At 73.5% G+C, this 25,199-nt stretch carries 21 protein-coding genes and 1 tRNA gene; 18 read left to right on the top strand and 4 right to left on the bottom strand.

Annotation, left to right across the window (positions count from 1 at the left end):
* Positions 1 to 242 precede the first annotated feature (242 nt).
* Positions 243 to 530 (bottom strand): DUF4031 domain-containing protein, encoded by a 288-nt coding sequence (locus PIJ49_RS15620; RefSeq protein WP_251159805.1) that lies wholly within the window; start codon positions 528 to 530, stop codon positions 243 to 245.
* A 178-nt stretch (positions 531 to 708) separates the two neighbouring features.
* On the opposite strand from PIJ49_RS15620, the gene rplU reads away from it, so the two are divergent.
* From rplU to PIJ49_RS15695, 15 genes are all read left to right on the top strand, one after another.
* Positions 709 to 1,017: a 50S ribosomal protein L21 gene (rplU, locus tag PIJ49_RS15625; protein ID WP_066653169.1), complete on the top strand. Its 309-nt coding sequence runs from the start codon at positions 709 to 711 to the stop codon at positions 1,015 to 1,017.
* A 14-nt stretch (positions 1,018 to 1,031) separates the two neighbouring features.
* A complete protein-coding gene (gene rpmA / locus PIJ49_RS15630) occupies positions 1,032 to 1,283 on the top strand; it encodes a 50S ribosomal protein L27 (protein WP_022905368.1) in 252 nt (83 codons plus the stop codon).
* 123 nt (positions 1,284 to 1,406) lie between these two features.
* The gene (obgE, locus tag PIJ49_RS15635; protein ID WP_066653172.1) at positions 1,407 to 2,924 is read left to right on the top strand and encodes a GTPase ObgE; all 1,518 of its coding nucleotides are present in this window, start codon (positions 1,407 to 1,409) and stop codon (positions 2,922 to 2,924) included.
* Positions 2,925 to 2,931: 7 nt separating this feature from the next.
* Positions 2,932 to 3,750, top strand: coding sequence for a glutamate 5-kinase (gene proB / locus PIJ49_RS15640; protein WP_066653176.1), 819 nt, complete (start codon positions 2,932 to 2,934; stop codon positions 3,748 to 3,750).
* Between the two features lie 315 nt (positions 3,751 to 4,065).
* Positions 4,066 to 5,331, top strand: coding sequence for a glutamate-5-semialdehyde dehydrogenase (locus PIJ49_RS15645; protein ID WP_066653179.1), 1,266 nt, complete (start codon positions 4,066 to 4,068; stop codon positions 5,329 to 5,331).
* A gap of 44 nt (positions 5,332 to 5,375) precedes the next feature.
* Positions 5,376 to 5,576 (top strand): hypothetical protein, encoded by a 201-nt coding sequence (locus PIJ49_RS15650; protein ID WP_058728434.1) that lies wholly within the window; start codon positions 5,376 to 5,378, stop codon positions 5,574 to 5,576.
* Positions 5,577 to 5,587: 11 nt separating this feature from the next.
* On the top strand, positions 5,588 to 6,187 hold the full coding sequence (nadD, locus tag PIJ49_RS15655; RefSeq protein WP_081984738.1) for a nicotinate-nucleotide adenylyltransferase: 600 nt from the start codon (positions 5,588 to 5,590) through the stop codon (positions 6,185 to 6,187).
* The gene (locus tag PIJ49_RS15660) at positions 6,184 to 7,782 is read left to right on the top strand and encodes a hypothetical protein (RefSeq protein WP_209683423.1); all 1,599 of its coding nucleotides are present in this window, start codon (positions 6,184 to 6,186) and stop codon (positions 7,780 to 7,782) included. The genes nadD and PIJ49_RS15660 overlap by 4 nt, the downstream gene beginning before the upstream one ends.
* Positions 7,783 to 7,921: 139 nt before the next feature.
* Positions 7,922 to 8,296, top strand: coding sequence for a ribosome silencing factor (gene rsfS / locus PIJ49_RS15665; RefSeq protein WP_066653181.1), 375 nt, complete (start codon positions 7,922 to 7,924; stop codon positions 8,294 to 8,296).
* Positions 8,297 to 8,399: 103 nt separating this feature from the next.
* Positions 8,400 to 8,472 (top strand) — tRNA-Ala (locus PIJ49_RS15670).
* Between the two features lie 82 nt (positions 8,473 to 8,554).
* The gene (locus PIJ49_RS15675) at positions 8,555 to 9,523 is read left to right on the top strand and encodes an aldose 1-epimerase family protein (protein ID WP_271827025.1); all 969 of its coding nucleotides are present in this window, start codon (positions 8,555 to 8,557) and stop codon (positions 9,521 to 9,523) included.
* Entirely contained in the window at positions 9,502 to 11,004 is a 1,503-nt protein-coding gene (locus PIJ49_RS15680) for an anthranilate synthase component I family protein (RefSeq protein ID WP_066653186.1), read from the top strand. The genes PIJ49_RS15675 and PIJ49_RS15680 overlap by 22 nt, the downstream gene beginning before the upstream one ends.
* Positions 11,005 to 11,118: 114 nt before the next feature.
* A complete protein-coding gene (gene imuA', locus PIJ49_RS15685) occupies positions 11,119 to 12,015 on the top strand; it encodes a DnaE2-dependent mutagenesis accessory factor ImuA' (protein ID WP_271827026.1) in 897 nt (298 codons plus the stop codon).
* A gap of 83 nt (positions 12,016 to 12,098) precedes the next feature.
* Entirely contained in the window at positions 12,099 to 13,709 is a 1,611-nt protein-coding gene (locus PIJ49_RS15690) for a DNA polymerase Y family protein (RefSeq protein ID WP_271827027.1), read from the top strand.
* 10 nt (positions 13,710 to 13,719) lie between these two features.
* Positions 13,720 to 17,133: an error-prone DNA polymerase gene (locus PIJ49_RS15695; protein WP_066653192.1), complete on the top strand. Its 3,414-nt coding sequence runs from the start codon at positions 13,720 to 13,722 to the stop codon at positions 17,131 to 17,133.
* A 4-nt stretch (positions 17,134 to 17,137) separates the two neighbouring features.
* Here PIJ49_RS15695 and PIJ49_RS15700 read toward each other — a convergent pair whose 3' ends face one another.
* The gene (locus PIJ49_RS15700; protein WP_271827028.1) at positions 17,138 to 18,637 is read right to left on the bottom strand and encodes a sensor histidine kinase; all 1,500 of its coding nucleotides are present in this window, start codon (positions 18,635 to 18,637) and stop codon (positions 17,138 to 17,140) included.
* The gene (locus PIJ49_RS15705) at positions 18,634 to 19,311 is read right to left on the bottom strand and encodes a response regulator transcription factor (protein ID WP_066653196.1); all 678 of its coding nucleotides are present in this window, start codon (positions 19,309 to 19,311) and stop codon (positions 18,634 to 18,636) included. The genes PIJ49_RS15700 and PIJ49_RS15705 overlap by 4 nt, the downstream gene beginning before the upstream one ends.
* 217 nt (positions 19,312 to 19,528) lie before the next feature.
* Here PIJ49_RS15705 and PIJ49_RS15710 point away from each other — a divergent pair, with 217 nt between their 5' ends.
* Positions 19,529 to 20,014 carry a hypothetical protein gene (locus PIJ49_RS15710; RefSeq protein ID WP_271827029.1) on the top strand — a complete coding sequence of 162 codons (486 nt, stop codon included), beginning with the start codon at positions 19,529 to 19,531 and terminating at the stop codon, positions 20,012 to 20,014.
* Between the two features lie 20 nt (positions 20,015 to 20,034).
* Here the strand turns inward: PIJ49_RS15710 and PIJ49_RS15715 are convergent, their stop codons facing one another.
* Positions 20,035 to 21,111, bottom strand: coding sequence for an FUSC family protein (locus PIJ49_RS15715; RefSeq protein WP_081985243.1), 1,077 nt, complete (start codon positions 21,109 to 21,111; stop codon positions 20,035 to 20,037).
* An 80-nt stretch (positions 21,112 to 21,191) separates the two neighbouring features.
* Here PIJ49_RS15715 and PIJ49_RS15720 point away from each other — a divergent pair, with 80 nt between their 5' ends.
* Together PIJ49_RS15720 and PIJ49_RS15725 are read left to right on the top strand one after the other, a co-directional pair.
* On the top strand, positions 21,192 to 22,436 hold the full coding sequence (locus PIJ49_RS15720) for a phosphotransferase enzyme family protein (RefSeq protein WP_209683419.1): 1,245 nt from the start codon (positions 21,192 to 21,194) through the stop codon (positions 22,434 to 22,436).
* 476 nt (positions 22,437 to 22,912) lie between these two features.
* Positions 22,913 to 25,039, top strand: coding sequence for a DEAD/DEAH box helicase (locus tag PIJ49_RS15725; protein WP_066653205.1), 2,127 nt, complete (start codon positions 22,913 to 22,915; stop codon positions 25,037 to 25,039).
* Positions 25,040 to 25,199: the final 160 nt, after the last annotated feature.

Below are 25,199 nucleotides of genomic sequence, written 5' to 3' on the forward strand. Positions count from 1 at the left end.
GCCTCCCGCTGCTGCCGTCCGCTGTGGCGGCTGGCCGCCGACCGCACGCTACGGCGGGTCGCATCGATCGTCGTGCCATGGCCGACGGGACCGCGGCGACCCCGCGTCCTGCCGGGTGGGCCACCGGGCGCGACGCTGCGTGGCTGCGGCGGGGCGCGCCTCCCGGCCGTCGCGCCGCGGACCCGTGCGACGCGCCACGGAGGGAGCGCGTCGCCGACCGTCCGCGCGGCCTGCGCGGACGGTCAGTGCGCGTGCCGGTCCCGACCGCGCTTGTCGCGCTGCGCCACCCGCAGGCCGCTCGCGATGAGCCGGAGCACCAGCTCGCGCCCGGTCACCGCCGTCGCGCCCGCAGCCACCAGTTCGTGGTAGCGGGAACGCGGTACGTCGTAGTGGTCGTGGTCGAACGCGCGGCGGGGGATCCCGGCCCGTTCGGCGAAGGCGTGGAGTTCGTCGTAGGATGCATCACTGACGAGGTGCGACCAGACGGTGTCGTGGGCGGGCCACGTCGGCGGGTCGATCAGCACGGTCACGCGAGTCATCGTACGTGTGTCGCCGTTTGACCGGACCCGGGGGGATCGAGTATTCTCGATCCCTGGTGTCAGCGGGCCGTTCTGCCTGCGTCGCCGATCGGGCCCGGCCTCCGGGAGCCGCTCGTGCAGAAGTGGGCACCCGAGACTTCCCTCAAGCAGAGTACGTAAGGAATTCCACGTGGTTTACGCAGTAGTGCGCGCCGGCGGCCGTCAGGAGAAGGTCGAGGTCGGCACGATCCTCACGATCGACCGTGCCAAGGCCGACGACAAGGGCAACATCGACCTCGCCCCGGTGCTCCTCGTGGACGGTGACAAGATCACGTCGGCGGCTTCCGAGCTCGCGAACGTGACCGTCACCGCCCAGGTGCTCGAGGACCTCCGCGGCCCGAAGGTCGTCATCCAGAAGTTCAAGAACAAGACCGGGTACAAGAAGCGCCAGGGCTTCCGCGCTGAGCTCACCCGTGTCAAGATCACCTCGATCGCGTAAGGCGGGAGTAGAAGATGGCACACAAGAAGGGTGCGAGCTCCACTCGCAACGGTCGTGACTCGAACGCACAGCGCCTCGGCGTGAAGCGCTTCGGTGGCGAGGTCGTCAACGCCGGCGAGATCATCCTCCGCCAGCGCGGCACCCACTTCCACCCGGGCGCCAACGTCGGCCGCGGTGGCGACGACACGCTGTTCGCCCTCTCGGCCGGTTCGGTCGAGTTCGGCACCAAGGGCGGCCGCAAGGTCGTCAACATCGTCAACGCGTAACACCAGCGACGACAGACTCTGCGGGAGGGGCGGGCCACGTGCCCGCCCCTCCCGTTCTTTCGTGCACGACCTCGAGCGCCGCGGTACCGTCCGCGCGCTCGAGTCAGAACCAGGAGTGGACCCATGGCGACCTTCGTCGACCGCGTGACCCTGCACCTCACCGCGGGGAACGGCGGCAACGGCTGCGTGTCGGTCCGCCGTGAGAAGTTCAAGCCCCTCGCCGGCCCGGACGGCGGCAACGGCGGTGACGGCGGGGACATCGTCCTCGTCGCCGATCCGCAGGTGACGACCCTGCTCGGCTACCACCGCTCGCCGCACCGCTCGTCGAAGAACGGCCAGCCGGGCATGGGCGACATGCGCAGCGGTGTCAGCGGCGAGACCCTCGAGCTCCCCGTCCCGATCGGCACCGTGGTGCACGACGAGGACGGCGAGGTCCTCGCCGACATGACCGAGCCCGGCATGCGCGTCGTCGTGGCCCCCGGCGGTCAGGGCGGTCTCGGCAACGCCGCGCTCGCGACCACGAAGCGCAAGGCCCCCGGCTTCGCGCTGCTCGGCACCCCGGGGTGGACCGGCGACGTCAGCCTCGAGCTGAAGACGATCGCCGACGTCGCCCTGGTCGGGTTCCCGAGCGCCGGCAAGTCCTCGCTCATCGCCGCGATCTCCGCCGCGAAGCCGAAGATCGCCGACTACCCGTTCACGACCCTGACGCCGAACCTCGGCGTCGTCGAGTCGGGCGAGGTCCGCTTCACCGTCGCCGACGTCCCGGGCCTGATCGAGGGCGCGTCGGAGGGCAAGGGCCTCGGCCTCGAGTTCCTCCGGCACGTCGAGCGCTGCGAGGCGCTCCTGCACGTCATCGACTGCGCCACGCTCGACCCGGGCCGCGACCCGCTCTCCGACCTCGACGTCATCCTCGGCGAGCTGGAGCGCTACCCGGTGCCGGAGGGCCAGACCCCGCTCCTCGAGCGTCCGCAGCTCGTCGCGCTCAACAAGGTCGACGTGCCCGAGGCAGCCGAGCTCGCCGACTTCGTCACCGCCGAGCTCGAGGAGCGCGGCTACCGCGTGTTCCCGATCTCGACCGCGTCCCGCAAGGGTCTGCGCGAGCTGACGTTCGCCCTGGCCGAGGTCGTCGAGCAGGCGCGTGCCGATCGTCCCGCCGCGCCCGAGCAGGAGCGCATCGTCCTCCGCCCGAAGGCCGTCAACGAGAAGCCCTTCACCGTGCGCGCCGAGGGCGGCGAGGAGCACCGCTTCTACCGCGTCCGGGGCGACAAGCCGGAGCGCTGGGTCACCCAGACCGACTTCACGAACGAGGAGGCGATCGGCTACCTGGCCGACCGGCTCGCGAAGCTCGGCGTCGAGGACGGCCTGTTCAAGGCCGGAGCGGTCGCCGGGTCCACCGTCGTCATCGGCGGGGACGGCGGCATGGTGTTCGACTGGGAGCCCACGCTGACGTCGACCGCCGAGCTCATCACGAGCGCCCGCGGCACGGACGCCCGCGTCGGCGGATCGTCGCGCCCGACGCGCAACGAGCGCCGCGAGGAGTACTTCGAGCGCATGGACGCCAAGGCGGCTGCGCGCGCCGAGCTCGAGCAGGAGCGCGTGTCCGGCCTGTGGGCCGACGACGACCGGGACGACCAGGACTGACCGACGCATGACCGACGCGCGCGCACGCACCGACCTCGGGCCCGTCAGCCGGCGGCAGGACGTGCCGCGTGCGCGTCGGCTCGTCGTCAAGGTGGGGTCGTCGTCGGTCAGCGGTGACAACACCGGGCAGATCGCCGCGCTCGTGGACGCCCTGGCCGCGGCACATGCGCGTGGCACCGAGGTCGTGCTCGTGTCCTCCGGTGCCATCGCCACCGGGTTCCCGTTCCTCGGGCTCGAGGGACGCCCCGAGGACCTGGCGACCCAGCAGGCAGCGGCCGCGACCGGGCAGAACGTGCTCATGTTCCGGTACCAGAAGGAGCTCGACCGGCACGGCATCGTCGCGGCACAGGTGCTCCTCACCGCGGGGGACATGCAGAACCCGACGCACCGGGTGAACGCGCAGCGGGCGGTCGACCGGTTGCTCGCGCTGCGGGTGCTCCCCATCGTCAACGAGAACGACACGGTCGCCACCCACGAGATCCGCTTCGGGGACAACGACCGGCTCGCGGCCCTCGTCGCGCGGCTCCTCGGGGCCGACGCGCTCGTGCTGCTGTCCGACGTCGCGTCGCTCTACACCCGTCCGCCGGAGCACCCGGGGGCCGAGCCCATCGACGAGGTCCCGTTCGGCGACGAGCTCGCCGGCGTGACCTTCGGGTCGGTCGGGGCGGCCGGCGTCGGGACCGGCGGAGCGGGCACGAAGGTCGCCGCGGCCCGGCTCGCGGCCGAGGCGGGGACGTCGGTGCTCGTCACCGGGACCGCGCTCGTCGACCGGGCACTGGCCGGGGAGCACGTCGGCACCTGGTTCCACGCGGCGCCGCGGCGCTGACGGGACTCGGTCGGCCTGGAGGCACGGTGCCGGCCCGCGACGTCGGCCTGCGGTCGAGACGTCGGCGTTCGGTCGAGACGCCGCGGAGCGGGTGAGACGCCGCCGGAAGCGGGTCCGTCTCGGCGGCACCGGACCGTCCCGCGCCGACGGCGGCGTCCCACCGCGGCACGCTCCGCCCCGGCGGCAGGATCGCGAGCGGTGCCGGACACTCGCGGACGTGAGCCGAGTCCTGCACCGGAGTCGCGCCTCCCGGCCGTCTCCACAGGCATGACCCCACCAGCGTCACGAGCCCGGCGGCCGACCTAGTATCGGACCATGTCGCCGACCGTCACCGCCCCCACCCTCACCGACAAGCTGGTCGCGGCGCGTGCCGCCTCGACGGCGCTCGCGACGGCGACCACGGCGGTCAAGGACCAGGCACTGCGCGCCGTCGCGGTCGCCCTGCGTGCCGGGACGGACGCCATCGTCGCGGCGAACCACGGAGACCTCGTCGCGGGCGAGGACGGCGGGCTCTCCTCCGGTCTGCTCGACCGCCTGCGCCTCGACACCGCACGGATCGACGCCCTCGCCGGGGCGGTCGAGCACGTTGTGGGACTGCCGGACCCGGTCGGCGACCTCGTCCGCGGGTCCCGGTTGCCGAACGGACTCCAGCTCACCCAGGTCCGCGTGCCGTTCGGGGTCGTCGGGGCCATCTACGAGGCGCGCCCGAACGTGACCGTCGACATCGCCGCGCTCGCGCTGAAGAGCGGCAACGCCGTCGTCCTCCGTGGCGGATCCGCAGCGCAGCGCACCAACGCCGAGCTGGTCGAGCGCATCCGCGGGGCGGTGGCCTCGGTGGGGCTGCCGGCGGACCTCGTGCAGACGATCGACGAGTTCGGGCGCCAGGGGGCGACCGACCTGATGCGTGCTCGCGGGCTCGTGGACGTCCTGGTGCCGCGGGGGAGTGCCTCGCTCATCCAGACCGTCGTGACCGAGTCGCAGGTGCCCGTGATCGAGACCGGTGCGGGCGTGGTGCACGTCTACCTCGATGCGTCGGCACCGCTGGAGCGCTCGGTCGACATCGTGCTGAACAGCAAGGTCCAGCGGCCGAGTGTCTGCAACGCCCTCGAGACGCTGCTCGTGCACGAGGCGGCTGCCGAGCGGTTGCTGCCGGTGCTGGCCGACCGCCTCCGAGCCGCCGGCGTGACCCTGCGCGGCGACGATGCCACCCGGACCATCGTCCCCGGCGTGCTCCGCGCGACCGATGCGGACTGGGCGACGGAGTCGATGGACCTGGACCTGTCGATCCGGGTCGTACCCGACGTCGACGCGGCGATGGCGCACATCGCGCGGTGGTCGACGCACCACACGGAGTCGATCGTGACCGACGACGTCGACACGGCCGAGCGCTTCCTGGCCGAGGTCGACTCCGCGGTGGTGATGGCGAACGCGTCGACGCGCTTCACCGACGGCGGCGAGTTCGGTTTCGGCGCCGAGGTGGGCATCTCGACGCAGAAGCTGCACGCGCGCGGCCCGATGGGACTGCCCGAGCTCACCAGCACCAAGTGGATCGTGCGCGGGCACGGACAGATCCGCGGCTAGACTGGGCCGCGACTTCCCACCCGATCGAACGGAGCACCGGACCGATGACCTTCCTCGCAGAAGCTGCTGAGCACGCCTCCGGGGTGCCCGCGTTCGTCTTCCCGATGTGCGGCGCGCTGTTCTTCACGTTCCTCGGGTTCGTCACCTGGAGCTTCCGCGACGTCGCGTACCGTCACTCGCACAAGTTCGAGGCCACCCGCCACCACGAGACGGGTGTCGACGAGTTCGGTCACACCAAGCTCTGACACGCCGCTCGATGCTCGAGAGCACGGGGCGCCCACGCATCGGCGTGATGGGCGGCACGTTCGACCCGATCCACCACGGGCACCTCGTGGCGGCGTCCGAGGTCGCGCGCGCCTTCGACCTGGACGAGGTCGTCTTCGTCCCCACCGGTCAGCCGTACATGAAGTCGGACGTCACCGACGCCGAACACCGGTACCTGATGACGGTCATCGCGACGGCGTCGAACCCGATGTTCACGGTCAGCCGGGTCGACATCGACCGTCCGGGGCCCACCTACACGATCGACACGCTCCGCGACCTGCGTGACCAGCGACCGGATGCGCAGCTCGTCTTCATCTCGGGCGCGGACGCCGTTCAGCAGATCCTCGACTGGAAGGATCATGATGGTCTCTGGGACCTCGCGCACTTCGTCGCGGTCACCCGTCCGGGCCACGATCTGAGCATCACCGGACTCCCCGAACGAGACGTGAGCTTGCTCGAAGTCCCTGCACTGGCGATATCCTCGACGGATTGCCGCGACCGGGTCAGGCGCGGCCACCCCGTGTGGTACTTGGTCCCCGACGGGGTCGTCCAGTACATCTCCAAGCACCACCTGTATCGGAGCGTTGCATGAGTTCGTCCGACGCGCAGCCGCCTCTCTCGCGGCGTGAGGCGCGCGAGCGGGAGCGTGCCGCCGCAGCCGGCGGGCAGCCGGTCACCCCGCCGCCGACCGTCGCAGCACCATCCGACCAGCCCGAGGCCCGTCGTCGACCGGGCTCGCACGTCGCGCCGTCGCCGAGCGGCCCCGCGCAGTCGGCAGCCCGTCCCACCTCCGGCGACTCCGCTCCTGCCCCGCAGCCCGCCAGCGCGGTGTTCCCGCTCACCCCGGCTCCGGCCTCGGCGACGGAGATCGTGCCGGGGACCGGCGGCCTCACCCGTCGTCAGCTCCGCCTGATGCGCGAGGCCGAGGGGCAGGCGGTGCAGCCCGTGCCGCTGCGCGCGCCGACCCCGCAGTCCTCCGACCGCACCGTCCAGGACGTCATCGGGTCGGTCGGTCACCTCGACCAGGACACCGAGCGACCGCGTCCGGCCTCGGCAGACCGCGGGTCGTCGACCCCGCCGCGTCCGGTCCCGGCGTCCGCGGATCGTCCGACCTCGGCGCAGGACCCGGTCCGGTCCGCCCAGGTCCCGCTCGCCCCGACCCCGGTCGTCGACGCCTCCGAGGCGACGGACGGGACCGGCGACGCCACGGACGCACCCGGTCAGGAGCCTGCCGCCGAGACCGAGATGCTCGACGCCGCTGCGGTGGCCCAGGCGACCGAGGCCGACGGCTCCCCGGACGCGATCGAGCCCCTGAGCGAGGCCGCGGCGCACGCCGAGGAACCCCGACGCCACCGCACGACCTGGGCGCCGCCGGAGACCGACGACGCCCCGACCACCGACGACGCCCGGGCCACCGACGACGGCCAGGCCACCGACGACCGTCAGACCGACGACGACGCACGGCGCTCGGACGGTGCCGCGGACGACGATGCTCCCCGAGTGTCGCCGTCGTCGGCGCCGATGGCCTCGTCCTCGACGCCCGTCGTCTTCCCGCTGTCGCTCGACGACGACACGAACGAGGTCCCGATCCAGCGCCCGACGCCGGCGACGGACTCCCGTCCCGACGACGGTGCCGACGCCGTCGGCGACGCCCCCCGCGTCCCCGCCGCGTTCCGTCGGAGCCCCGAGCCGAAGCCGGTCACGACGGCCTTCGAACCGCCGGCCGGTCACTGGACCCAGCAGGCGCGGGACGCCGGTGACGCCGAGGTGCACGACGTGACGGGCACGCGCCGCGTCGCGGTGCAGGACACCAACTCGATCGTGCTGCCGAACTCGGCGCTGGCCGACCCGACCGGGGCCCTGAACGCCACGGGTGAGGTCATCCTGACCGGTTCGATCGACCTGCCCGCGTCGCTGTCCTCCACCGGGTCACACCGACCGATCGACGGGTCCGAGGTCGACCGTCTGCTCGAGCAGCACGACGAGCAGCCGGAGACGGACGCGAGCCCCGTCCGGGCGAGCCGTGCGGTGTCGAGCCACACGTCCACCCGTCAGGTCGTGCTCGCCGCCGCGAAGCCGAAGGAGTCCCGGACCCCGGTCATCCTCGGCGTCACCGTCGGCGCCGTCGGTCTGGCGGCCGCCGGGGTCATCATCGTCGCCCTGCTCACCACCCACCTCGGCGGCTGATCGCCCGCCGACCCCTCGTCGAACGTCGCCCCGTCGCCCGACCCGGCCCACCGGCCTGGCCGCTGTCGGCGGGGTGGCCTATGATCAGGACCCACCACACGGACCCGCAGAGCGCGGTGCCGACGACCGGAAGGACTCCGTGACCGCCTCCTCACGCGCACTGGAACTCGTGCAGATCGCCGCCCAGGCGGCCGACGCGAAGCAGGCCGAAGACCTCGTCGCCCTCGACGTGACCGGGCCGCTGCAGCTCACCGACGTGTTCCTGCTCGCGACCGGCCGGAACGAGCGCAACGTGCTCGCCATCGCGGACGAGGTCGAGGACCGTCTGATCGCTGCCGGCGCCAAGCCGCTCCGACGCGAGGGCCGGACCGAGGGCCGCTGGGTCCTCATCGACTTCGGCGACATCGTCGTGCACGTCTTCCACGAGGAAGACCGTCAGTACTACTCGCTCGAGCGCCTCTGGTCGGACTGCCCGACGATCCCGCTCGAACTGCCCGTCGACCACACGGCGTAGTCGCGACGCGCCCGGGTGGCGGAGACGATTTCGTCACCCGGCGTTCGCGTGGTGTACGCTTTCATGGTGCCGCCGGGAACGGGGGCACGGAGCAACACGATCTGGGTCTGTGGCGCAGCTGGTAGCGCACCTGCATGGCATGCAGGGGGTCAGGGGTTCGAGTCCCCTCAGATCCACCGAAGAACACGACGAAGCCCCGCCGGACACCCGGCGGGGCTTCGTCGTTCCGGGCCGCCGCACCCCAGTACGCTGTTGCGCATGAGCAACGACGCCCCCGTGACCGGTTCCCAGCCGACCGGTCCTCACCTGGCCGGATCCCCGCTGTCCGGGTCCGCCCTGACGATCACCGCCGGCGGGTACACCGCCGAGATCGCCTCGGTCGGGGCGTCGCTCCGGACACTCCGCGCCGACGGACGCGACCTGGTCGTCCCGTTCGCCGCCGACGAGGTCCGTCCGGCCTTCCGCGGCGCCGTCCTGGCTCCGTGGCCGAACCGGGTCGTCGACGGCCGGTACACCTTCGGCGGACAGGACCACGAGCTCGCCCTGACCGAACCGAAGCGGCACCACGCGCTGCACGGCCTCGTCGCCTGGACCGACTTCCGCATCGTGGCCCACGAGCCCGACCGTGCCGTGCTCGCCACGACCGTCCCCGCGCAGGAGGGGTACCCCTACCGCGTCGAGGTGCTCGTCGAGTACCGCGTCGACGCCGACGGGCTGCACACGACCGTCACCGGGACGAACACCGGTGGGGACGCGGCACCGTGGGGGACCGGGCCGCACCCGTACCTCGTCGCCGGCGCCGGTCGCGTCGACGACTGGACCCTCACCCTGCCCGCCGCCGAGGTGCTCGAGGTCACCGAGGACCGTCTCGTGCCGACCGGCACCGCCCCCGTGCACGACGAGTTCGACCTGCGCACCGCGACCGCGATCGGCGACCGTTTCATCGACCACGCGTTCACCGGGTTCGACCGGAACGGCGACGGGCTGGCGACGATCGTGCTCACCGCGGCGGACGGCCACGGGGTCCGGGTGTCCTTCGGGCCGGAGTGCGGCTGGGCGCAGGTGCACACCGCTGACCACGTCGTGCCGGAGTACCACCGCGTCGGCCTCGCGGTCGAACCGATGACCTGCGCGCCGGACGCCTTCAACGCTGGCGAGGAGTCCGGGCTCGTCGTGCTCGCACCCGGTGCCGCGCACGCCGCTTCGTGGACGATCGCCGCGGTCTGACCCGAGCGCGGGTCCTCGCGCGTCGCCTCGACGTCGCCCCGGACCTCGGTGCGCTGGCGGCTGCCACCGGCTCCGACGTCGTCTGGCTCGACTCCGGGCTGCCCGAGGGTGCGCCGGAGGCCGCTCGTGGACGCGCCCGGTGGTCGGTCCTCGCCCACACGGACGGGCCGTTCGCGACGCGGTTCCGGCACGAGGACCGACACGCGGTGCTCGAGGTCCCGTCCGCTGCGCAGCGGTGGTTCGGGCCGTCCCGCACCGAGGCGCGTGCCGCCTTCACCGTGCTCGACGACCTGCTGACCCGGACCCCGGCGCTCGAGGCCCCCGTGCCGGGCTGCGGGTTCGCGCTCGGCTGGGTCGGGTTCCTCGGGTACGAGCTCGGTCGCGAGTCCGGCGGCCCCGACCGCGCCGCGGCACACGCGGACGCCGACCTGCGCTTCGTGGACCGCGCGCTCGTCGTGCACGCCGACGGTCGTGCCTGGGCGCTCGCCCTGGTGACCGACGACGAACCGACGGCCAGTGCGGCGAACCGGGCGTGGCTCGCGGGGCCGCACACGGGGCGGCCGTCCGTCGACGCGACGGACGGCACCACGGGCCTCCAGGCCGGTGCGGACGGGCGCGTGTCCCGCGACGCGTACGAGGCAGCGGTCGAGGCGTGCCGCGCCGAGATCCGTGAGGGGAACGCGTTCCAGGTGTGCCTCACGACCGCCTTCGCGGTCGGTGCATCCGGACGGGAGGCCCTGCCCGCGCCCGCCACGGACCCGCACCTGGTCGAGTACCTGCGACTGCGGCGGGCGGACCCCGTCCCGTTCGGTGCCTACCTGCGACTCGGCACGCTGCGGGTCGCGAGCCGCTCGCCGGAGCGGTTCCTGCGGGTCGGTGCCGACGGCACGGTCGTCGCCGAGCCGATCAAGGGCACGCGGCCGCGTGACCCGGACCCGCGACGTGACGCCACGGCGCGCGCGGCGCTCGCGGCGAGCCCGAAGGACCGCGCCGAGAACGTCATGATCGTCGACCTGCTGCGGAACGACCTGCTCCGCTCGGCGGTGCCCGGGTCGGTGCACGTCGAGCGGCTCTGCGACGTCGAGACCTACGCGACCGTGCACCAGCTCGTGTCGACGGTGTCCGCCGTGCTGCCGGCCGGGGCGTCCCGTGCAGCGCTCGTGCGCGCTGCGTTCCCGCCGGGATCGATGACCGGGGCGCCGAAGATCAGCGCGATGGCGATCGCGGACCGGCTCGAGGGGGCACCGCGGGGCGTGTACTCGGGGGTCGTTGGCTACTTCTCCGCAGACGGTGCGGTCGACCTGTCGGTGGCCATCCGCACACTGGTGACGGTGCTGGACGACCGGGGAGCGGAACGCGTCCGGACGTTCGGGGCCGGAGGCGCGGTGACGTGGTCGTCGGTTGCGTCGGACGAGGCGGACGAGGTCGAGACGAAGACCCGGTCGGTGTTCGGAGCACTGGGGGTCTCGGCCCGCTGGTGAGCAGGGTGCCCGGGCGCGGGTCGGGACCGCGTCCCGGCACCGGTCGGGCATGTCGAACGGGTGTTCGAAGTCGTTGTCCACCGGATGTCGGACCCGGTTGACATCATCGAACACATGTTCGAATATGAGGGCATGCAGACGGCGGCGGCACTCCTGTCGCCCGGGCCCGAGGGGGCGACCGGGCCCGACGGTCCCGCTCGCCCCGGGGGCCGCTCCGGGGCGTCCCGACCGACCCAGCGCGTCGACCACCTGGGGGACGCCCGGGCGGCGCTCGAACGCATCACGTCGCTGCGCTCCCGAGTGTCCGAGATGGAAGCACCCCGCGTCGACGTCCAGGGGCTCCCCACCGCCGACGCCCTGCGGTCGCTGCTGCCCGGTGGCGCGATCCGGGTCGGTGGCTCCTACGCCGTGCAGGAGTCCGTGCTGCTCGCGATGACCATGCTGCAGGCGGCCTCGGCCGAGGGGGCCTGGTGCGCCGTGGTCGGTGTGCCGTCCTTCGGGGTCGAGGCGGCGGCGGCGATGGGCATCGACCTCGAACGACTCGTGCTCGTGCCCGACCCGGGCGACCAGTGGCTCACGGTGACCGCAGCCCTCGCCGACGTGGCGCAGATCGTCCTGACGCGACCGCTCGGCCGGGTCGTGCCCGGCGACGTCTCGCGGCTGTCCGCGCGGCTGCGGCAGCGCGGTGGAGCGCTCGTCGCCCTCGGCACCTGGCCGGGCGCCGACGTCACGCTGCGGGTGAGCGGCTCGGTGTGGACCGGCATCGGCGACGGCCACGGGTACCTGGCGGAGCGGCGTGCCACGGTGACGGCGTCCGGCCGCGCGGGAGCAGGTCGACCCGTCAGCGCCGACCTGCTGCTCCCGGCGGCGGACGGTGCGGTGCGACCCGCCGCGCCCCTGGTCACCCGGGCCGGTGGGACGGACACGGGCGCTCCGGGCGGCGTCGGCAGCGCGGCCGTCGACGGCGCAGGGGAGTCGCGGGTGCTCCGCCCGGTCGCGGTGGCGTCGTGAGCCCGCGGGGACGGGCCCGTGCCGCCTCGCCGCGCGGCACGACCAGGGGGACCGCCGGCGCCGGGGTGCCGGGGCCGGGGGCCGTGCGTGCCGATGCCCTGGCCCGTGGCGGCGCCCTGCCGGAACCACCGCCTGCGCGCACGATCGTGCTCTGGTGCCCGGACTGGCCGGTGATCGCCGCCGCCCGGGCCGCGGGGTCGCCGCCCGAGCACCCGTTCGCCCTGGTGGCGAAGGGGGTGGTGTTCGCCAGCTCGGCCAGTGCCCGGCAGCAGGGGGTGGTGCGGGGCCTCCGCGTGCGCGAGGCCCAGGCGCGCTGCCCGGAACTCGTGGTCGAGCCCTACGACGACGCACTCGACCACCGCGCGTTCGAACCCGTCATCCGCGCGATCGAGGAAGCGGTCCCCGGGGTCGAGGTCCTGCGACCGGGGACGATCGCCCTGCGCTCCCGGGGGCCTGCGCGCTACTACGGCGGCGAGCGGGCGGCCGCGGCGACGCTGGCCGGGATCGCCGCCGACCACGGTGCGCCCGGTGTGCGTGCCGGGGTGGCGGACACCCCGTTCGCGGCGGAACAGGCAGCGCGGTCGCGTCCCGTGCGCCCGGGGGAGCGGGTGCGCATCGTGCCGGTCGGCGGTTCGGCCCTGTTCCTGGCGGACCTGCCGCTCGGCGTGCTCGGCGACCCTGACCTGGCGATGGTGCTCGGGCGGCTCGGCATCGCCACGCTCGGCGACTTCGCCGCGCTCGGCGACGAGCAGGTGCGCGACCGGTTCGGTGTCGCCGGGGCGTTCCTGCACCGGCTGGCGGGCGGTCGCGACCCGCGCGAGGTCGCAGCGCGGGCGGTCCCGCCGGAGCTCCGGGTCGAGGCGTCCTTCGAGCCACCGCTCGACCGTGCCGACCAGGTGGCGTTCGCCTTCCGCCGTTCGGCCGACGACTTCGCCGCACGGCTGCGCGCGGCCGGACTCGTCGCGACCACGATCCGGGTGGGCATCGTCGACGAGCGCGACCTCCTGCTCGAACGGACCTGGGTGCACCCGCGCTGGTTCGACGCCGCCGACGTCGTCGACCGCGTGCGCTGGCAGCTCGCCGGCGGTGTAGACCCCTCCGGGCTCGAGGCGCCCGTGGTCCAGGTGGTGCTCGAGCCGGTCGCGGTCGACGACGCGTCGAACCACGAGCGTGGGCTCTGGGGGACCGGACCCGACGAGCGGGTGCACCACGCCCTCGCCCGGGTGCAGGGGCTCGTCGGGCACGAAGGCGTGGTCACCCCGCGGATCGGCGGGGGCCGCACGCTGGCCGAGCGCGTCGTGCTCGTGCCCTGGGGCGACGCCCCGGTCGGCGGCGAGCGGGCGTTGGCGACCGTCCGCGACCGGCCGTGGCCCGGCAGGCTCCCGGGGCCGCCACCCGCGACCGTGCTCGAGCGACCCCGTCCGGTGGACGTCGTCGCTGCGGGGGGTGACACCGTCGACGTCGACGACCGCGGCGCACTCACCGCGGTGCCGGAGCGGTTCCGGGCCGAGGGTGAGCGGGGCGGCCGGTTCGCGTCCGTGACCGCGTGGGCGGGGCCGTGGCCGCTCGTCGTGCGCTGGTGGGAGGCCGGCGGGCGGCGACTGCACCGGCTGCAGGTCGTCGACGACGACGGCCGGGCCTGGTACCTGGTGCTCGCCGACCACCGGTGGTGGGCCGAGGCGGTCGCGACGTGAAGGAGACCTGATGGGCTACAGCAACCCACCGATCCCGTGGTCGCAGTTCGAACGCGCCCTGTCGGACAAGCGGCCGGACAGTGCGCACGCCGGCGACGGCGGGGACAGCCCGGCCTGGTCGCGGAAGCGGTCCCGGTACGTCCCGCCGACACCCGCCGCCGACGACGACGCCCCGGTCGTGCCGTACGCCGAGCTGCACGCGCACTCGACCTTCAGCTTCCTCGACGGCGCCAGCGGTCCGGAGCACCTGGTCGAGGAAGCTGCACGCCTGCACCTGCACGGCCTGGCGCTGACGGACCACGACGGGTTCTACGGCGCTGCCCGGATGGCCGAGGTGGCCGAGGCGTACCCGACCGTGACGACCGTGTACGGCACCGAGCTGTCCCTCGGGCTGACCGAACCGCAGAACGGCGTCCCCGACCCGGAGGGCACACACCTGCTGCTGCTCGCCGACGGGCAGGACGGCTACCACCGGCTCGCCGCGGCCGTCACGCGGGCGAACCTGGCAGCCGGGGCCGAGAAGGGGCGGCCGCAGTACGACCTCGACGAGCTCGCGGCGCAGGCCGACGGACACTGGCGGGTCCTCACGGGCTGCCGGAAGGGCACCGTCCGCCAGGCCCTCGAGCGCGGGGGCGAGTCGGCGGCGGACGAGGCCCTGCGTGCGCTGCTCGACCGGTTCGGCACGGCCGGGGTGGTCGTCGAGCTGACCGACCACGGGGAACCGCTCGACACCGCCAGGAACGACGTCCTCGCGACGCTCGCGGCACGGCACGGACTCCCCGTCGTGGCGACCGGGAACGTGCACTACGCGACCCCCGACCGCTTCCCCGTGGCGACCGCGCTGGCGGCCGTGCGGGCACGGCGGAGCCTCGACGAGATCGACGGCTGGTTGCCGGCGGCCCCGACCGCCCACCTGCGGTCCGGTGCCGAGATGGCCGCGCGCTTCGCGCGCTGGCCGGGCGCCGTCGAGACGAGCGTCGACCTGGCCGACGAACTCGGGTTCCGGCTCCGGACCGCCAAGCCCGGGCTGCCCGACGTCGAGGTCCCCGAGGGGCACACGACGATGTCGTGGCTGCGCGAGCTCACCTGGCAGGGCGCCCGTCGGTTCTACCCGGGCAGCGCCGACGGTGTCGACCCGCAGAAGCGTGAACGCATCGAGCGGGAGCTGTCCGTCATCGCGGACAAGGACTTCCCGGGGTACTTCCTGATCGTGCGGGACATGGTGCAGTACGCCCGGCAGCGGGGCATCCTGTGCCAGGGGCGCGGCTCGGCGGCGAACTCGGCCGTCTGCTACCTGCTCGAGATCACCGCGGTCGACTCCATCCGGTACGGACTGCCGTTCGAGCGGTTCCTGTCGGCGATGCGCGACGAGGAGCCCGACATCGACGTCGACTTCGACTCGGACCGGCGCGAGGAGGTGATCCAGTACGTCTACGAGAAGTACGGACGGTTCAACGCGGCGCAGGTCGCGAACGTCATCACCTACCGGCCGAAGGGCGCCGTGCGGGACATGGCGAAGGCGCTCGGGCACAGCCCCGGGCAGCAGGACGCCTGGTCGAAGCAGGTCGAACGGTGGGGGTCGGTCACCGAGAGCCAGGACCACGACATCCCGGACACCGTGGTCGACATGGCCCAGCAGGTGCTCGGGTTCCCACGGCACCTCGGCATCCACTCCGGGGGCATGGTGCTCACCGACCGGCCCGTCGGCGAGGTCGTGCCCATCGAGCACGCCCGCATGGACGGCCGGACCGTGCTGCAGTGGGACAAGGACGACTGCGCCTTCATGGGGCTCGTGAAGTTCGACATGCTCGGGCTCGGGATGCTCGCGGCGCTGCAGTACTCGTTCGACCTGGCCGACGAACACTGCGGGGAGCGCTGGGACATGCACTCGATCCCGAAGGAGGAGCAGGGCGTCTACGACCAGCTCTGCCGTGCGGACACGATCGGGGTGTTCCAGGTGGAGTCCCGCGCACAGATGGGCACCCTCCCGCGGCTGCTGCCCCGGCGGTTCTACGACCTGGTGATCGAGGTCGCGCTCGTGCGTCCCGGTCCGATCCAGGGCGGTGCCGTGCACCCGTACATCCGGCGCCGGACGGGCGAGGAACCGATCACGTACATCCACCCGTCGCTCGAACCCGTGCTCGAGCGGACGCTCGGGGTCCCGCTCTTCCAGGAGCAGCTCATGCAGATGGCCATCGCCGTCGGCGGGTGCTCCGGGGACGACGCCGACCTGCTCCGCCGGGCGATGGGCTCGAAGCGTGGCCTCGAGAAGATCGAGCGGCTGCGCGAGAAGCTCTACGCGGGGATGGCGGCGAACGACATCCACGGCGAGGACGCCGACACGATCTACGCCAAGATCCAGGCGTTCGCGAACTTCGGGTTCGCGGAGAGCCACTCGATCAGCTTCGCGCTCATCGTCTACGCCAGCGCCTGGATGCGGCTGCACTACCCGGGGGCGTTCCTGGCGGCGTTGCTCCGGGCACAGCCGATGGGGTTCTACTCACCGCAGACCCTGGTCGCCGACGCCCGGCGGCACGGGGTGCGGGTGCTGCGGCCGGACATCCTGCGCTCGGCGGTCGACGCGACGCTGGAGCCCCTGCCCGACGCCGAGAGCGGTGCGACCGGGGCCGACGCCTGCCTGGCCGGGGAGCAGCCGCCCGTGCTGCCGTTCGACGGCTCGCTGCCCGACGACACCGCGGAGCACCGACGCGACGGGGCCTTCGCCGTCCGCCTGGGCCTGGCCGAGGTCGCCTCGCTCGGCCGGCGGAGCGCCGAGGCGATCGTCGCGGAGCGGGCGGCGCACGGGCCCTTCACGGACATGTCCGACCTGGCCCGTCGTGTCCGGCTGACGACCGCGCAGCTCGAGGCCCTGGCCGCAGCGGACGCCTTCGCCGGGCTCGGGATCGACCGGCGCAGCGGCATGTGGTCGGCGGCGCAGGCGGCTGCGGAACGACCCGACCAGCTGCCCGACACCCAGGTCACCGTGCAGCCGCCGCTGTTCGGGCAGATGACGAGCGGGGACGTCCTGATCGCGGACATGTGGTCGACGGGCATGTCGACCGACGACCACCCGGTCCACCACGTCCGCCCGCGACTGCGGGCCCGCGGGGTGCTCAGCGTGCAGGACACCGCGACGGCGGAGACCGGACGACGGGTCGAGGTGGGCGGCATCGTGACGCACCGGCAACGCCCGGCGACGGCGTCGGGCATCACGTTCCTGAACGTCGAGGACGAGACCGGGCTGGTGAACGTCATCTGCAGCGTCGGCGTGTGGGGACGGTACCGGCGGGTGGCACGGGAGTCGCCGGCCGTGGTGGTGCGGGGGATCCTCGAGCGGTCGCCGGACGGCGTGGTGAACCTGGTGGCGGACCGGATCGAGCACCTGCCGCTGGCGGTGCGGACCCGGTCGCGGGACTTCCAGTGACCGGTCAGGACCCGGTCTGCTCGCGCACCACGGGGATGCGCACGGTGACCTCGAGGCCACCGGACCGGACGTTGCGGAGGGCAGCCGTGCCTCCCGACCGTTCCGCGATCGCGCGCACGATCGCGAGCCCGAGGCCCGAGCCGCCCGGCACCGGCACCCCGCCCGTCGCCGGGTCCGGGTCGCGGCGCGACGTCCGGGCCTCGTCCGGCCGGGTGAACCGGTCGAACGCGACGGGGATGAACGACTCCGGGACACCGGGTCCGTCGTCGGTCACCTGCAGGACACCCTCGTCGCCCTCGACCCGCCACGACACGAAGACGCCACCACCACGGGGGAGTGCGGCGACCGCGTTGCTCGCCGTGTTGGTGACGAGCTGCGCCATGCCACCGGTGTCGAGGCGGAAGCGTGGTTCCGCCGCTCCGACCGGGTCCGGGGTCCGTTCGAGGTCGAAGTCCACCGTGATGTCCTTCGCCGAGGCGATGAGGCGCACCCGGTCGACGGCGGCCATGACCTCGTCGCCCAGGTCGCTCCAGGCGGTGGTCGGCTGCGCGCCGTCCTGCTCGCGTTCCTCCGCGTCCTCGATGCGCGACAGCGTGAGCAGGTCGTTCGCGAGCCGCGAGAGCCGGGCGACGCTCCGCTTGGCGCGGTCGATGTGCGCCGCGAGCGCCGCAGCGTCGTCGCCGTCGAGCGACGCCAGGTCGAGCTGGGTGGTGAGGATCGCGAGGGGCGTGCGCAGCTCGTGGCTGGCGTCGGAGACCATCTGACGCTCGCGTTCGGTCACCTGGCGGGTGCGTGCGAGGAAGGCGTTCAGCGTGGTGGCGAGCGAGGCCAGTTCGTCCTGCGCCGGACCGACCGGCAGCTCGGCGCGCTCGGGGGCGACGGAGAGCCGTTCGGCCTCGCGGCGCATCCGGTTCACCGGGCGGAGCGCCGCGGTGGCGAGCGCCCACGACGCGATGCCGAAGGCGATGAGGATCGCGAGGCCGGTGAGCGACAGCGTGGTGGTGAGGTCGTCGACCACGATCGCCTCGGCCTGCGAGTTGCGTGCGGCGACGACGGTCCAGCGTCCGGCGGCGTTGACCGGGTGCTCGATGACGACGCGGTACTCGGACCCGGAGACGGTGATGAGCGACGTGCCCGACTCGGTCGACGTCAGGCTGCCGAGCGCCCGCTCGACCCGGGGCGGCATGGTCGACAGCCGGATCTGGCCCGAGGGTGCCACGACGGCGACGAGCTGGGCGTTGCCCGGTGCGGACAGGTCCGGGTCGCTGTCGACCTCGAGCGTCGCCACGTACGGGTCGACGTCGGCGTCGAGCAGGGTGCGGGTGGCGCTGGCGACGACGCTGACGACCTGGAAGCGCATGACGAGCACGAGCAGCAGGATCACGACCGCCGCGATCGCCGTCGAGCCGATCGTGATGCGGGCGCGGAGCGAGAGCACCCGGAGCGGCCGGGGCAGGCCGCGTCCGCCGCGGACCGTCCCGGTCGTGGGTGCCGACCCGGTCACGCCCCGAGCAGGTCGAGCCGGTAGCCGCGGCCCCGGACCGTCGCGATGGCGACCGTCGCCTCGTGCGAGGTCAGCTTCTTGCGGAGGTACGAGATGTACTGCTCGACGACGTTCGGGTCCACGTGCTGCGAGCCGTCCCAGACCTCCTCGAGGATCTTCGGGCGGTCGACGACGGTCCCGACCGACCGGGCGAGCAGCCGGAGCAGGGCGAACTCGGTCGGGCTGACGGCGACGCGCTGCCCCTTGATCGACACCCGTCGGGCCTCGGAGTCGATGGCGACGTCGCCGACCTCGATGACCCGCTGCCCGGCAGCCGACTCGCGGCGACCGAGCGCGCGGAGGCGGGCGGTCAGCTCGGCGAACGCGAAGGGCTTCGTGAGGTAGTCGTCCGCACCCGCGTCGAGTCCGAAGACCCGGTCGTCGACGGCGTCACGTGCGGTGACGAGCAGGATGCGCACGGGGTCCTCCCGCTCGCGGATCCGGCGGGCGAGCTCGAAGCCGGACATGCCCGGCATCATGACGTCGACGACCGCGAGGTCGAAGGCCTGCTCGCCGAGGGCGATGAGCGCCTCGACACCGTTCTCGACCGCCGTGACGCGGTACCCCTCTGCCGCGAGCCCACGCTCCATGAGCGCGCGCATCTCGTCGTCGTCCTCGACCACCAACAGGCGCATGATCGACCTCCTCGGCCCCCATCGTGGCAGGGAACGGCGGTCCGTGGGCGGTTCCGGGTGGGAAGAGGCTGAATCTCGTCACAGTGACCCCGCCACGCCACCCGGACGAGGGCAGAACGGTCCGTCCCGCAGAGGGGGGTATCGGCCTCGCGAGCAGCGCGTTGCTAGGCTCCGCAGCGGACACGGCGTACCCGACGCAGTGTCCCGAGGGGGCACCATGCAGGATCAGGAGAACCGTCCGTACCGTCCGGACGACAGCGTCCACCCGGCCATCGTCCGGTTGCACGCGGAGCTCGAGGCGGCACGGCACGGCATCGACGTGCTCGGCGAGCTGGAGGACGCCCGCCGCGAGCGGGTCGTCGCGGAGCTGCTGAGCGCGGTGCCGGACGTCGCGAGCCGTGCGGCGTACGAGGCCGGCGCCGATCGCGCGGTCGCGACCATCCAGGGCTTCGAGGGGGTCCGCTCCGACGAGCACGAGTCGGGGACGGCGCTGTGGGACCGACTCGTCCTCACGGCCGTCGAGGCAGCGGCCGCGGTGGAGCCGACCGAGGTCGAACGGACTGCCGTCGAGTCGACTGCCGTCGAACCGGCCGCCGCGTCCGAGCCGGCAGCAGTGGGCGGGGGATCGTCCACGCTCGCTCCCGCCGCGGACGCCGCACACCCGGCGGCGTCCGGTCACGCCGCACACCGCGCCACGGCCTGACGCCGCGCGCCGCGCGGGCCTCAGTCGTCCTCGCCGAGCAGCTCCTCCCGCACCCGTCGGATGTCCTCGAGCAGGGCGCCGATGAGCACCCAGTGCCGCGAGTTCGGCCGGACGACCTCCAGCGGCGCCGTCAGCGCGGGCTCCGCGGCCGTCGTGTCGTCGGCGGCGGTGCCCGTGAAGCCGTCGCGCTCCGCGTGGTGCAGCCGCGTCGCCTCGACCCGTGCGCTCAGTGCTCGGACGTCCGCCCCGATCCGCGCGACCTCGGTCGCGATGCTCCCCACCACCGGGTCCGACCGGAGGTCCGGCGCCGTGTTGTCGCGGATCGCCCGGGTCATCCCGGTGACCCGGGTGACCAGGACGCGGAGGTGCTCCGCGACCGTCGTGTCCCGCTGCAGGATCGTGCGGTGCCGGCCACCACGGGGGTTCATCGTCAGCGACTCGCCCGCCGCGGTGAGCGAGGCCTCGGCGCGGGCGTGCTGCTGCCGGAGGGCTCGCGCCTGGCGCAGGGCCTCGTCCCACCGCTCGGCGTCCCAGCCCTCGGTGAGGCCGATCGCGATCCGCTCGAACGCGGCGGCGGTGTCCCGGGCCAGTCGGGCGACCGCGAGGTGCGCCGGTTCGAGGAGCACGGGCGGCACGATCACGGCGTTCACCGCGAGTGCGACGACGGCGCCGACGACGGTCTCGAGGACCCGGTCGGCCGAGTAGTTCGGCGTGACGACCCCCGCGGTGAGCACGAGCATGCCGCTGATGCCCACCTGGGTCGCCGACGTCGGGGTCAGACGGAGTGCCCAGCTCAGCAGGATCGCCAGCACGATGACGACGAGCACGACCCAGACGCCGTCACCGAAGACCAGGTGGAAGGCGGTCGCCAGCACGACGCCGAGCACCACGCCGGCGCTGCGCTCGAGGCCCTTCACGAACGACTGGTTGATGCTCGGCTGCACGACGAGCAGCGCGGCGATCGCGGCGAAGGTCGGGAACGGCCCGTCGATGAGCGCACGGCAGAGCAGGACCGCCGCGACCACCGCGACCGCGGTCTTCACGACCTGCAGGAACGGTGTGCGGCTGGAACTGCGGAGGCGCGCGACCGGGTTCACGACGACCACGGTAGCCACCAGCCGCACGCCGAGCCGTGCACGATGGCGACGAAACCGCCGCGGCACGGTTGACTGGTCCTGTGTGGCCCAACCACGAGCGCATCATCCCGCAGGCCTTCGCCGGCTCCGGGACCTCCGTGGTCGCCGCGCGCGCCCACTCGGTCGAGCCGTCGGGCAACGGCTACCTGTACGGCTACGAGGTCGACACCGTCGACCGGGCCGGTCAGCGCGCCACCGTCCTGACCTACGTCGACACGGGTGGCGCCCACGACCAGAACAGCGCCGTCGTCACCGACCCCGCCACGGGCGAGCCGGTCTCGGTCTGGGCCTACCCGAACGACCCGGGCCTCCCGGTGCTGCCGCAGGTGACGTACCGCGACGCCGTCGCCGAGCTCCTCGCCGGCCTCGGCCTGCCGGTCACCGACCCGACGCTGTCGGTCGCCGCCTACCGCCCGGGGAAGCGCGCGGTCGTGCGCGTCGACGCCCCGGAGCGCGTGCTGTTCCTGAAGATCGTCCGCCCGCACCGCGTCGCGCCGATCGTCGAGACCCACGAGCAGTTCGTCGCCGCCGGGCTGCCGGTCCCGCGGGTGCTGTCGAGCCGGGGTGACGGCCTGCTCGTGCTCGAGCGCATCCGCGGGGTGCCCGCGGGCAGCCGCATCACGGAGATCGCCGACGACCCGCGGTTCGTCGCCTCCCTCGCCGCCCTGACCGGCCGGATCGCGACGGTGCCGATGACGCAGCAGGCCCGCGCGGACGCGATGGACCACGCCGACTGGCACCGGCGCACGCTCGTCGCCGCCCTGCCGCAGGACGCGGCCGAGATCGACGAGCTCTACGACGGCATCGGGCGGCGGTCCATCGGTTGGGGGGCCGCCCCCAAGCAGGTGGTGCACGGCGACCTGCACCTCGAGCAGGTCTTCGTCGACGAGGACGAGCCGTGGCGCATCTCCGGCCTGCTCGACATCGACACGGCGGGCTGGGGGTTCCCGGTCCGCGACGTGGGTGCGGTCGTCGCGCACCTGGTCGTCACCGGCCTGTGGCACCGGTCCCGTGGGGACGCCGAGCGCGGGGCAGCGGCGGAGCGGCTCGCCGACGCGGTCGCCCGCGACTGGGTCGCCCGGAACCCGGCCGAGGCCGACCGCATCGGTCCGGCGATCGGCGCGCAGCTCCTCGCGCACGCCGGTGGGCAGGCGACGACAGGGTCCGAGAACGGCATCCGGACGGCGCAACAGCTGCTTGCGGCGACGCGTGCGGCGCTCGCCGAGGCGGCGCCGGCGGTGCCGTCGGCCGGCACCCTCCGTCCGCGGTCGGCACCGCAGGTCTGACCCGGCCGTCGGACGGTCGCCGGCCGCGCGGTGGTGGTGGGCAGTGCCTCCCGGCCGTCGTGGCGTCCCCTCCACCGCGCGGTCGGACGGGAGGCGCGACGCGCGCGGGTCCCGTCGAGTCGCCTCCGTCGGGGGTGCGGGAGTAAACTGAGTCCAGCACGCACCGTGTCGTCGCGTGCCGCGTCGTTTCCGGACGTGGCAGTCGGTCACTTGACCGACGTGGGGACCGGATCCGTGGGCGTCCGACGGGCACCACGTGCGTGCGACGGCGCCGGGTCCCGGCGCGGATCGTCGTGTCGAGCACTCGAGGGGTGCCGGCTGCACGGACCGCGGGAGTCCACCGGACGTCCCACGGCGGGACCGGCGCACGAGCGGGCCAGGGTGGCCCGCGGACCGGGGTCGTGCCAGACGCCGGTCGAGGACTTCCCGCCACGACGGCGGCTCGCCCGTGGAGAACGGGCGGAACAGGAGGAGCGTTGGCTCGATCAGGCACCCGGCGAGCAGCCGGCGGGACGCGGACCGCGTCGCGCCGTACCCGCCCGCTGGACAACGACGGCGTCATCCCGGTGCTCGCCCGCGCGGTGCGCGAGGTGGAGGCGGCGGCGCAGCGCGGACCGCTGAAGGCGTCCAACCGGTCGAAGTTCCAGGCGGTCGCGCTGCTGATGCGCGAGGAGCGCGCACGGGTCAAGGCCGACCCGGAGCTCACCGACGCGCAGCGCGCCGAGCAGCTCAAGCGTCTCGACGGTGTCGCCACGATCCTGGCGAAGACCGCCGCGCGGGACACCAGCGTGATCCAGCTGCTGACCGAGGAGGCCTCGGTGAGCGAGGCGACCCGCACGGTCAAGCGCGACATGATGATCGCCGGCGGCATGGAACTGCAGCCCGAGGACCTCGTCATCGCGGCCGAGCCGTCCCCGGTGGTCGACGCCCCGGTGCGCTCGGTCGTGCCGCAGGCGGTCGTGCAGCGCCAGCTGGCCAACCCCTTCCTCGCGCCCGACTTCGCCCTCGCCGACCAGCCCGTCGCCCACCCGCGTCGCCTGGCGAACTGGGAGCTGTTCGGTCCGCTGTTCAAGTCGTTCGAGTACGGCGCCGGCGGTGGCGCGGCGTCGATGCCGTTGCCGGAGCCGACCTCGCTGCACTCGCGGTCCGGCACCACGCTGATGAAGCACCAGGCGGAGCTCGTCGCCGCCGCGGCGCAGGGACACCGCACGTTCCTGCTCGCGGACGAGCCCGGCCTCGGCAAGACCGCGCAGTCGCTGCTCGCCGCCGACGCCGCGAACGCCTTCCCGCTGCTGGTGGTCGTGCCCAACGTCGTGAAGACCAACTGGGCGCGCGAGGCCGAGCGCTGGGTGCCGAACCGCACCGCCACCGTCATCCACGGCGACGGGGACGACCTGGACGGCTTCGCCGACATCGTCATCGTGAACTACGAGATCCTCGACCGGCACGCCGGCTGGCTCGGGGCCTTCGGCTTCAAGGGCATGGTCGTCGACGAGGCCCACTTCATCAAGAACAAGGAGTCGCAGCGCTCCCGGTTCGTGCTGCAGCTCGCCGAGCAGATCCGTGCGCGGGTGTCGTCGCCGCTGTTCCTGGCGCTGACCGGTACCCCGCTGATCAACTCGGTCGAGGACTTCCGCACCATCTGGGAGTTCCTCGGCTGGATCGACGACAAGAAGCCCCGCGCGACGCTCATGAACGAGCTCGAGGACATCGGGCTCACCCCGGCCGACCCCGGCTTCTTCGTCGAGGCCCGCAAGGCCGTCATCGACCAGGGCATCGTCCGCCGCCGCAAGGTCGACGTCGCCGCCGACATCCCCGCGCGACGGATCGCCGACATCCCGGTCGAGCTCGACGGCGACGAGGGCCGCTCCATCCGCGACGCCGAGCGCGAGCTCACCGCGAAGCTGGTCCGTCGGTACCACCAGGCGCTCGATGCCCGCACCGGGCAGGACCCGGTCGTCGGCATCGACCACAAGCTCGTCCGCCAGGTCGCGCGGTGGGAGCTCGAGGACCAGGACGCCTCGTCGACCGGCGAGAACGTGTTCTCGATGGTGCGGCGGATCGGTCGTGCCAAGGCGCAGCTGGCGGCGGACTACGCGGCGCAGCTCGCCTCGAACGTCGGCAAGGTGGTCTTCTTCGCGAAGCACCTCGACGTGATGGACCAGGCCGAGGAGGTCTTCGCCCGTCGGCACCTGAAGACCGCCACCGTCCGCGGTGACCAGACGCCCGCACAGCGCACGGCCGAGATCGACGCGTTCGTGAACGACCCCGACGTCGCCGTCATCGTGTGCTCGCTCACCGCCGCCGGCGTCGGCCTGAACCTGCAGGTGTCGTCGAACGTCGTGCTCGCCGAGCTGTCGTGGACCTCGGCGGAGCAGACGCAGGCGATCGACCGCGTGCACCGCATCGGACAGGAAGAGCCCGTCACCGCGTGGCGGATCATCGCGGCGCAGACGATCGACACCAAGATCGCCGAGCTCATCGACTCGAAGGCGTCCCTGGCCGCCCGCGCGCTCGACGGGTCGGACGAGGAGATCGCCGATTCGGGCGACATCCAGCTCGACGCGATGGTGGCGCTGCTGACGGAGGCGCTCGGGGGCTGAGCGCCGGGTGCGCTCGGTCGCTCGCGGAGTCGGCGCGGCGGCCGCCGCCCGGTGCCGGCTCCGGCGCCCGGTGCCGGCGCCGGGTCCGGTCGCGTTGCGGCACGACGTGCTCCCGCACAACGAGAAGCGGCTCGAACCACGCAAACGCGTGGTTCGAGCC

Source organism: Curtobacterium uvaldense, from assembly GCF_028307415.1.
Classification (GTDB): Bacteria; Actinomycetota; Actinomycetes; order Actinomycetales; family Microbacteriaceae; genus Curtobacterium.

What these genes read in the sequence shown, in the direction of transcription:
- rpmA (WP_022905368.1), top strand. Translation starts at nt 1,032, where the DNA reads ATGGCACACAAGAAGGGTGCGAGCTCCACTCGCAACGGTCGTGACTCG.
- obgE (WP_066653172.1), top strand. Translation starts at nt 1,407, where the DNA reads ATGGCGACCTTCGTCGACCGCGTGACCCTGCACCTCACCGCGGGGAAC.
- proB (WP_066653176.1), top strand. Translation starts at nt 2,932, where the DNA reads ATGACCGACGCGCGCGCACGCACCGACCTCGGGCCCGTCAGCCGGCGG.
- PIJ49_RS15645 (WP_066653179.1), top strand. Translation starts at nt 4,066, where the DNA reads ATGTCGCCGACCGTCACCGCCCCCACCCTCACCGACAAGCTGGTCGCG.
- PIJ49_RS15650 (WP_058728434.1), top strand. Translation starts at nt 5,376, where the DNA reads ATGACCTTCCTCGCAGAAGCTGCTGAGCACGCCTCCGGGGTGCCCGCG.
- nadD (WP_081984738.1), top strand. Translation starts at nt 5,588, where the DNA reads ATGCTCGAGAGCACGGGGCGCCCACGCATCGGCGTGATGGGCGGCACG.
- PIJ49_RS15660 (WP_209683423.1), top strand. Translation starts at nt 6,184, where the DNA reads ATGAGTTCGTCCGACGCGCAGCCGCCTCTCTCGCGGCGTGAGGCGCGC.
- PIJ49_RS15675 (WP_271827025.1), top strand. Translation starts at nt 8,555, where the DNA reads ATGAGCAACGACGCCCCCGTGACCGGTTCCCAGCCGACCGGTCCTCAC.
- imuA' (WP_271827026.1), top strand. Translation starts at nt 11,119, where the DNA reads ATGTTCGAATATGAGGGCATGCAGACGGCGGCGGCACTCCTGTCGCCC.
- PIJ49_RS15695 (WP_066653192.1), top strand. Translation starts at nt 13,720, where the DNA reads ATGGGCTACAGCAACCCACCGATCCCGTGGTCGCAGTTCGAACGCGCC.
- PIJ49_RS15705 (WP_066653196.1), bottom strand. Translation starts at nt 19,311, where the DNA reads ATGCGCCTGTTGGTGGTCGAGGACGACGACGAGATGCGCGCGCTCATG.
- PIJ49_RS15710 (WP_271827029.1), top strand. Translation starts at nt 19,529, where the DNA reads ATGCAGGATCAGGAGAACCGTCCGTACCGTCCGGACGACAGCGTCCAC.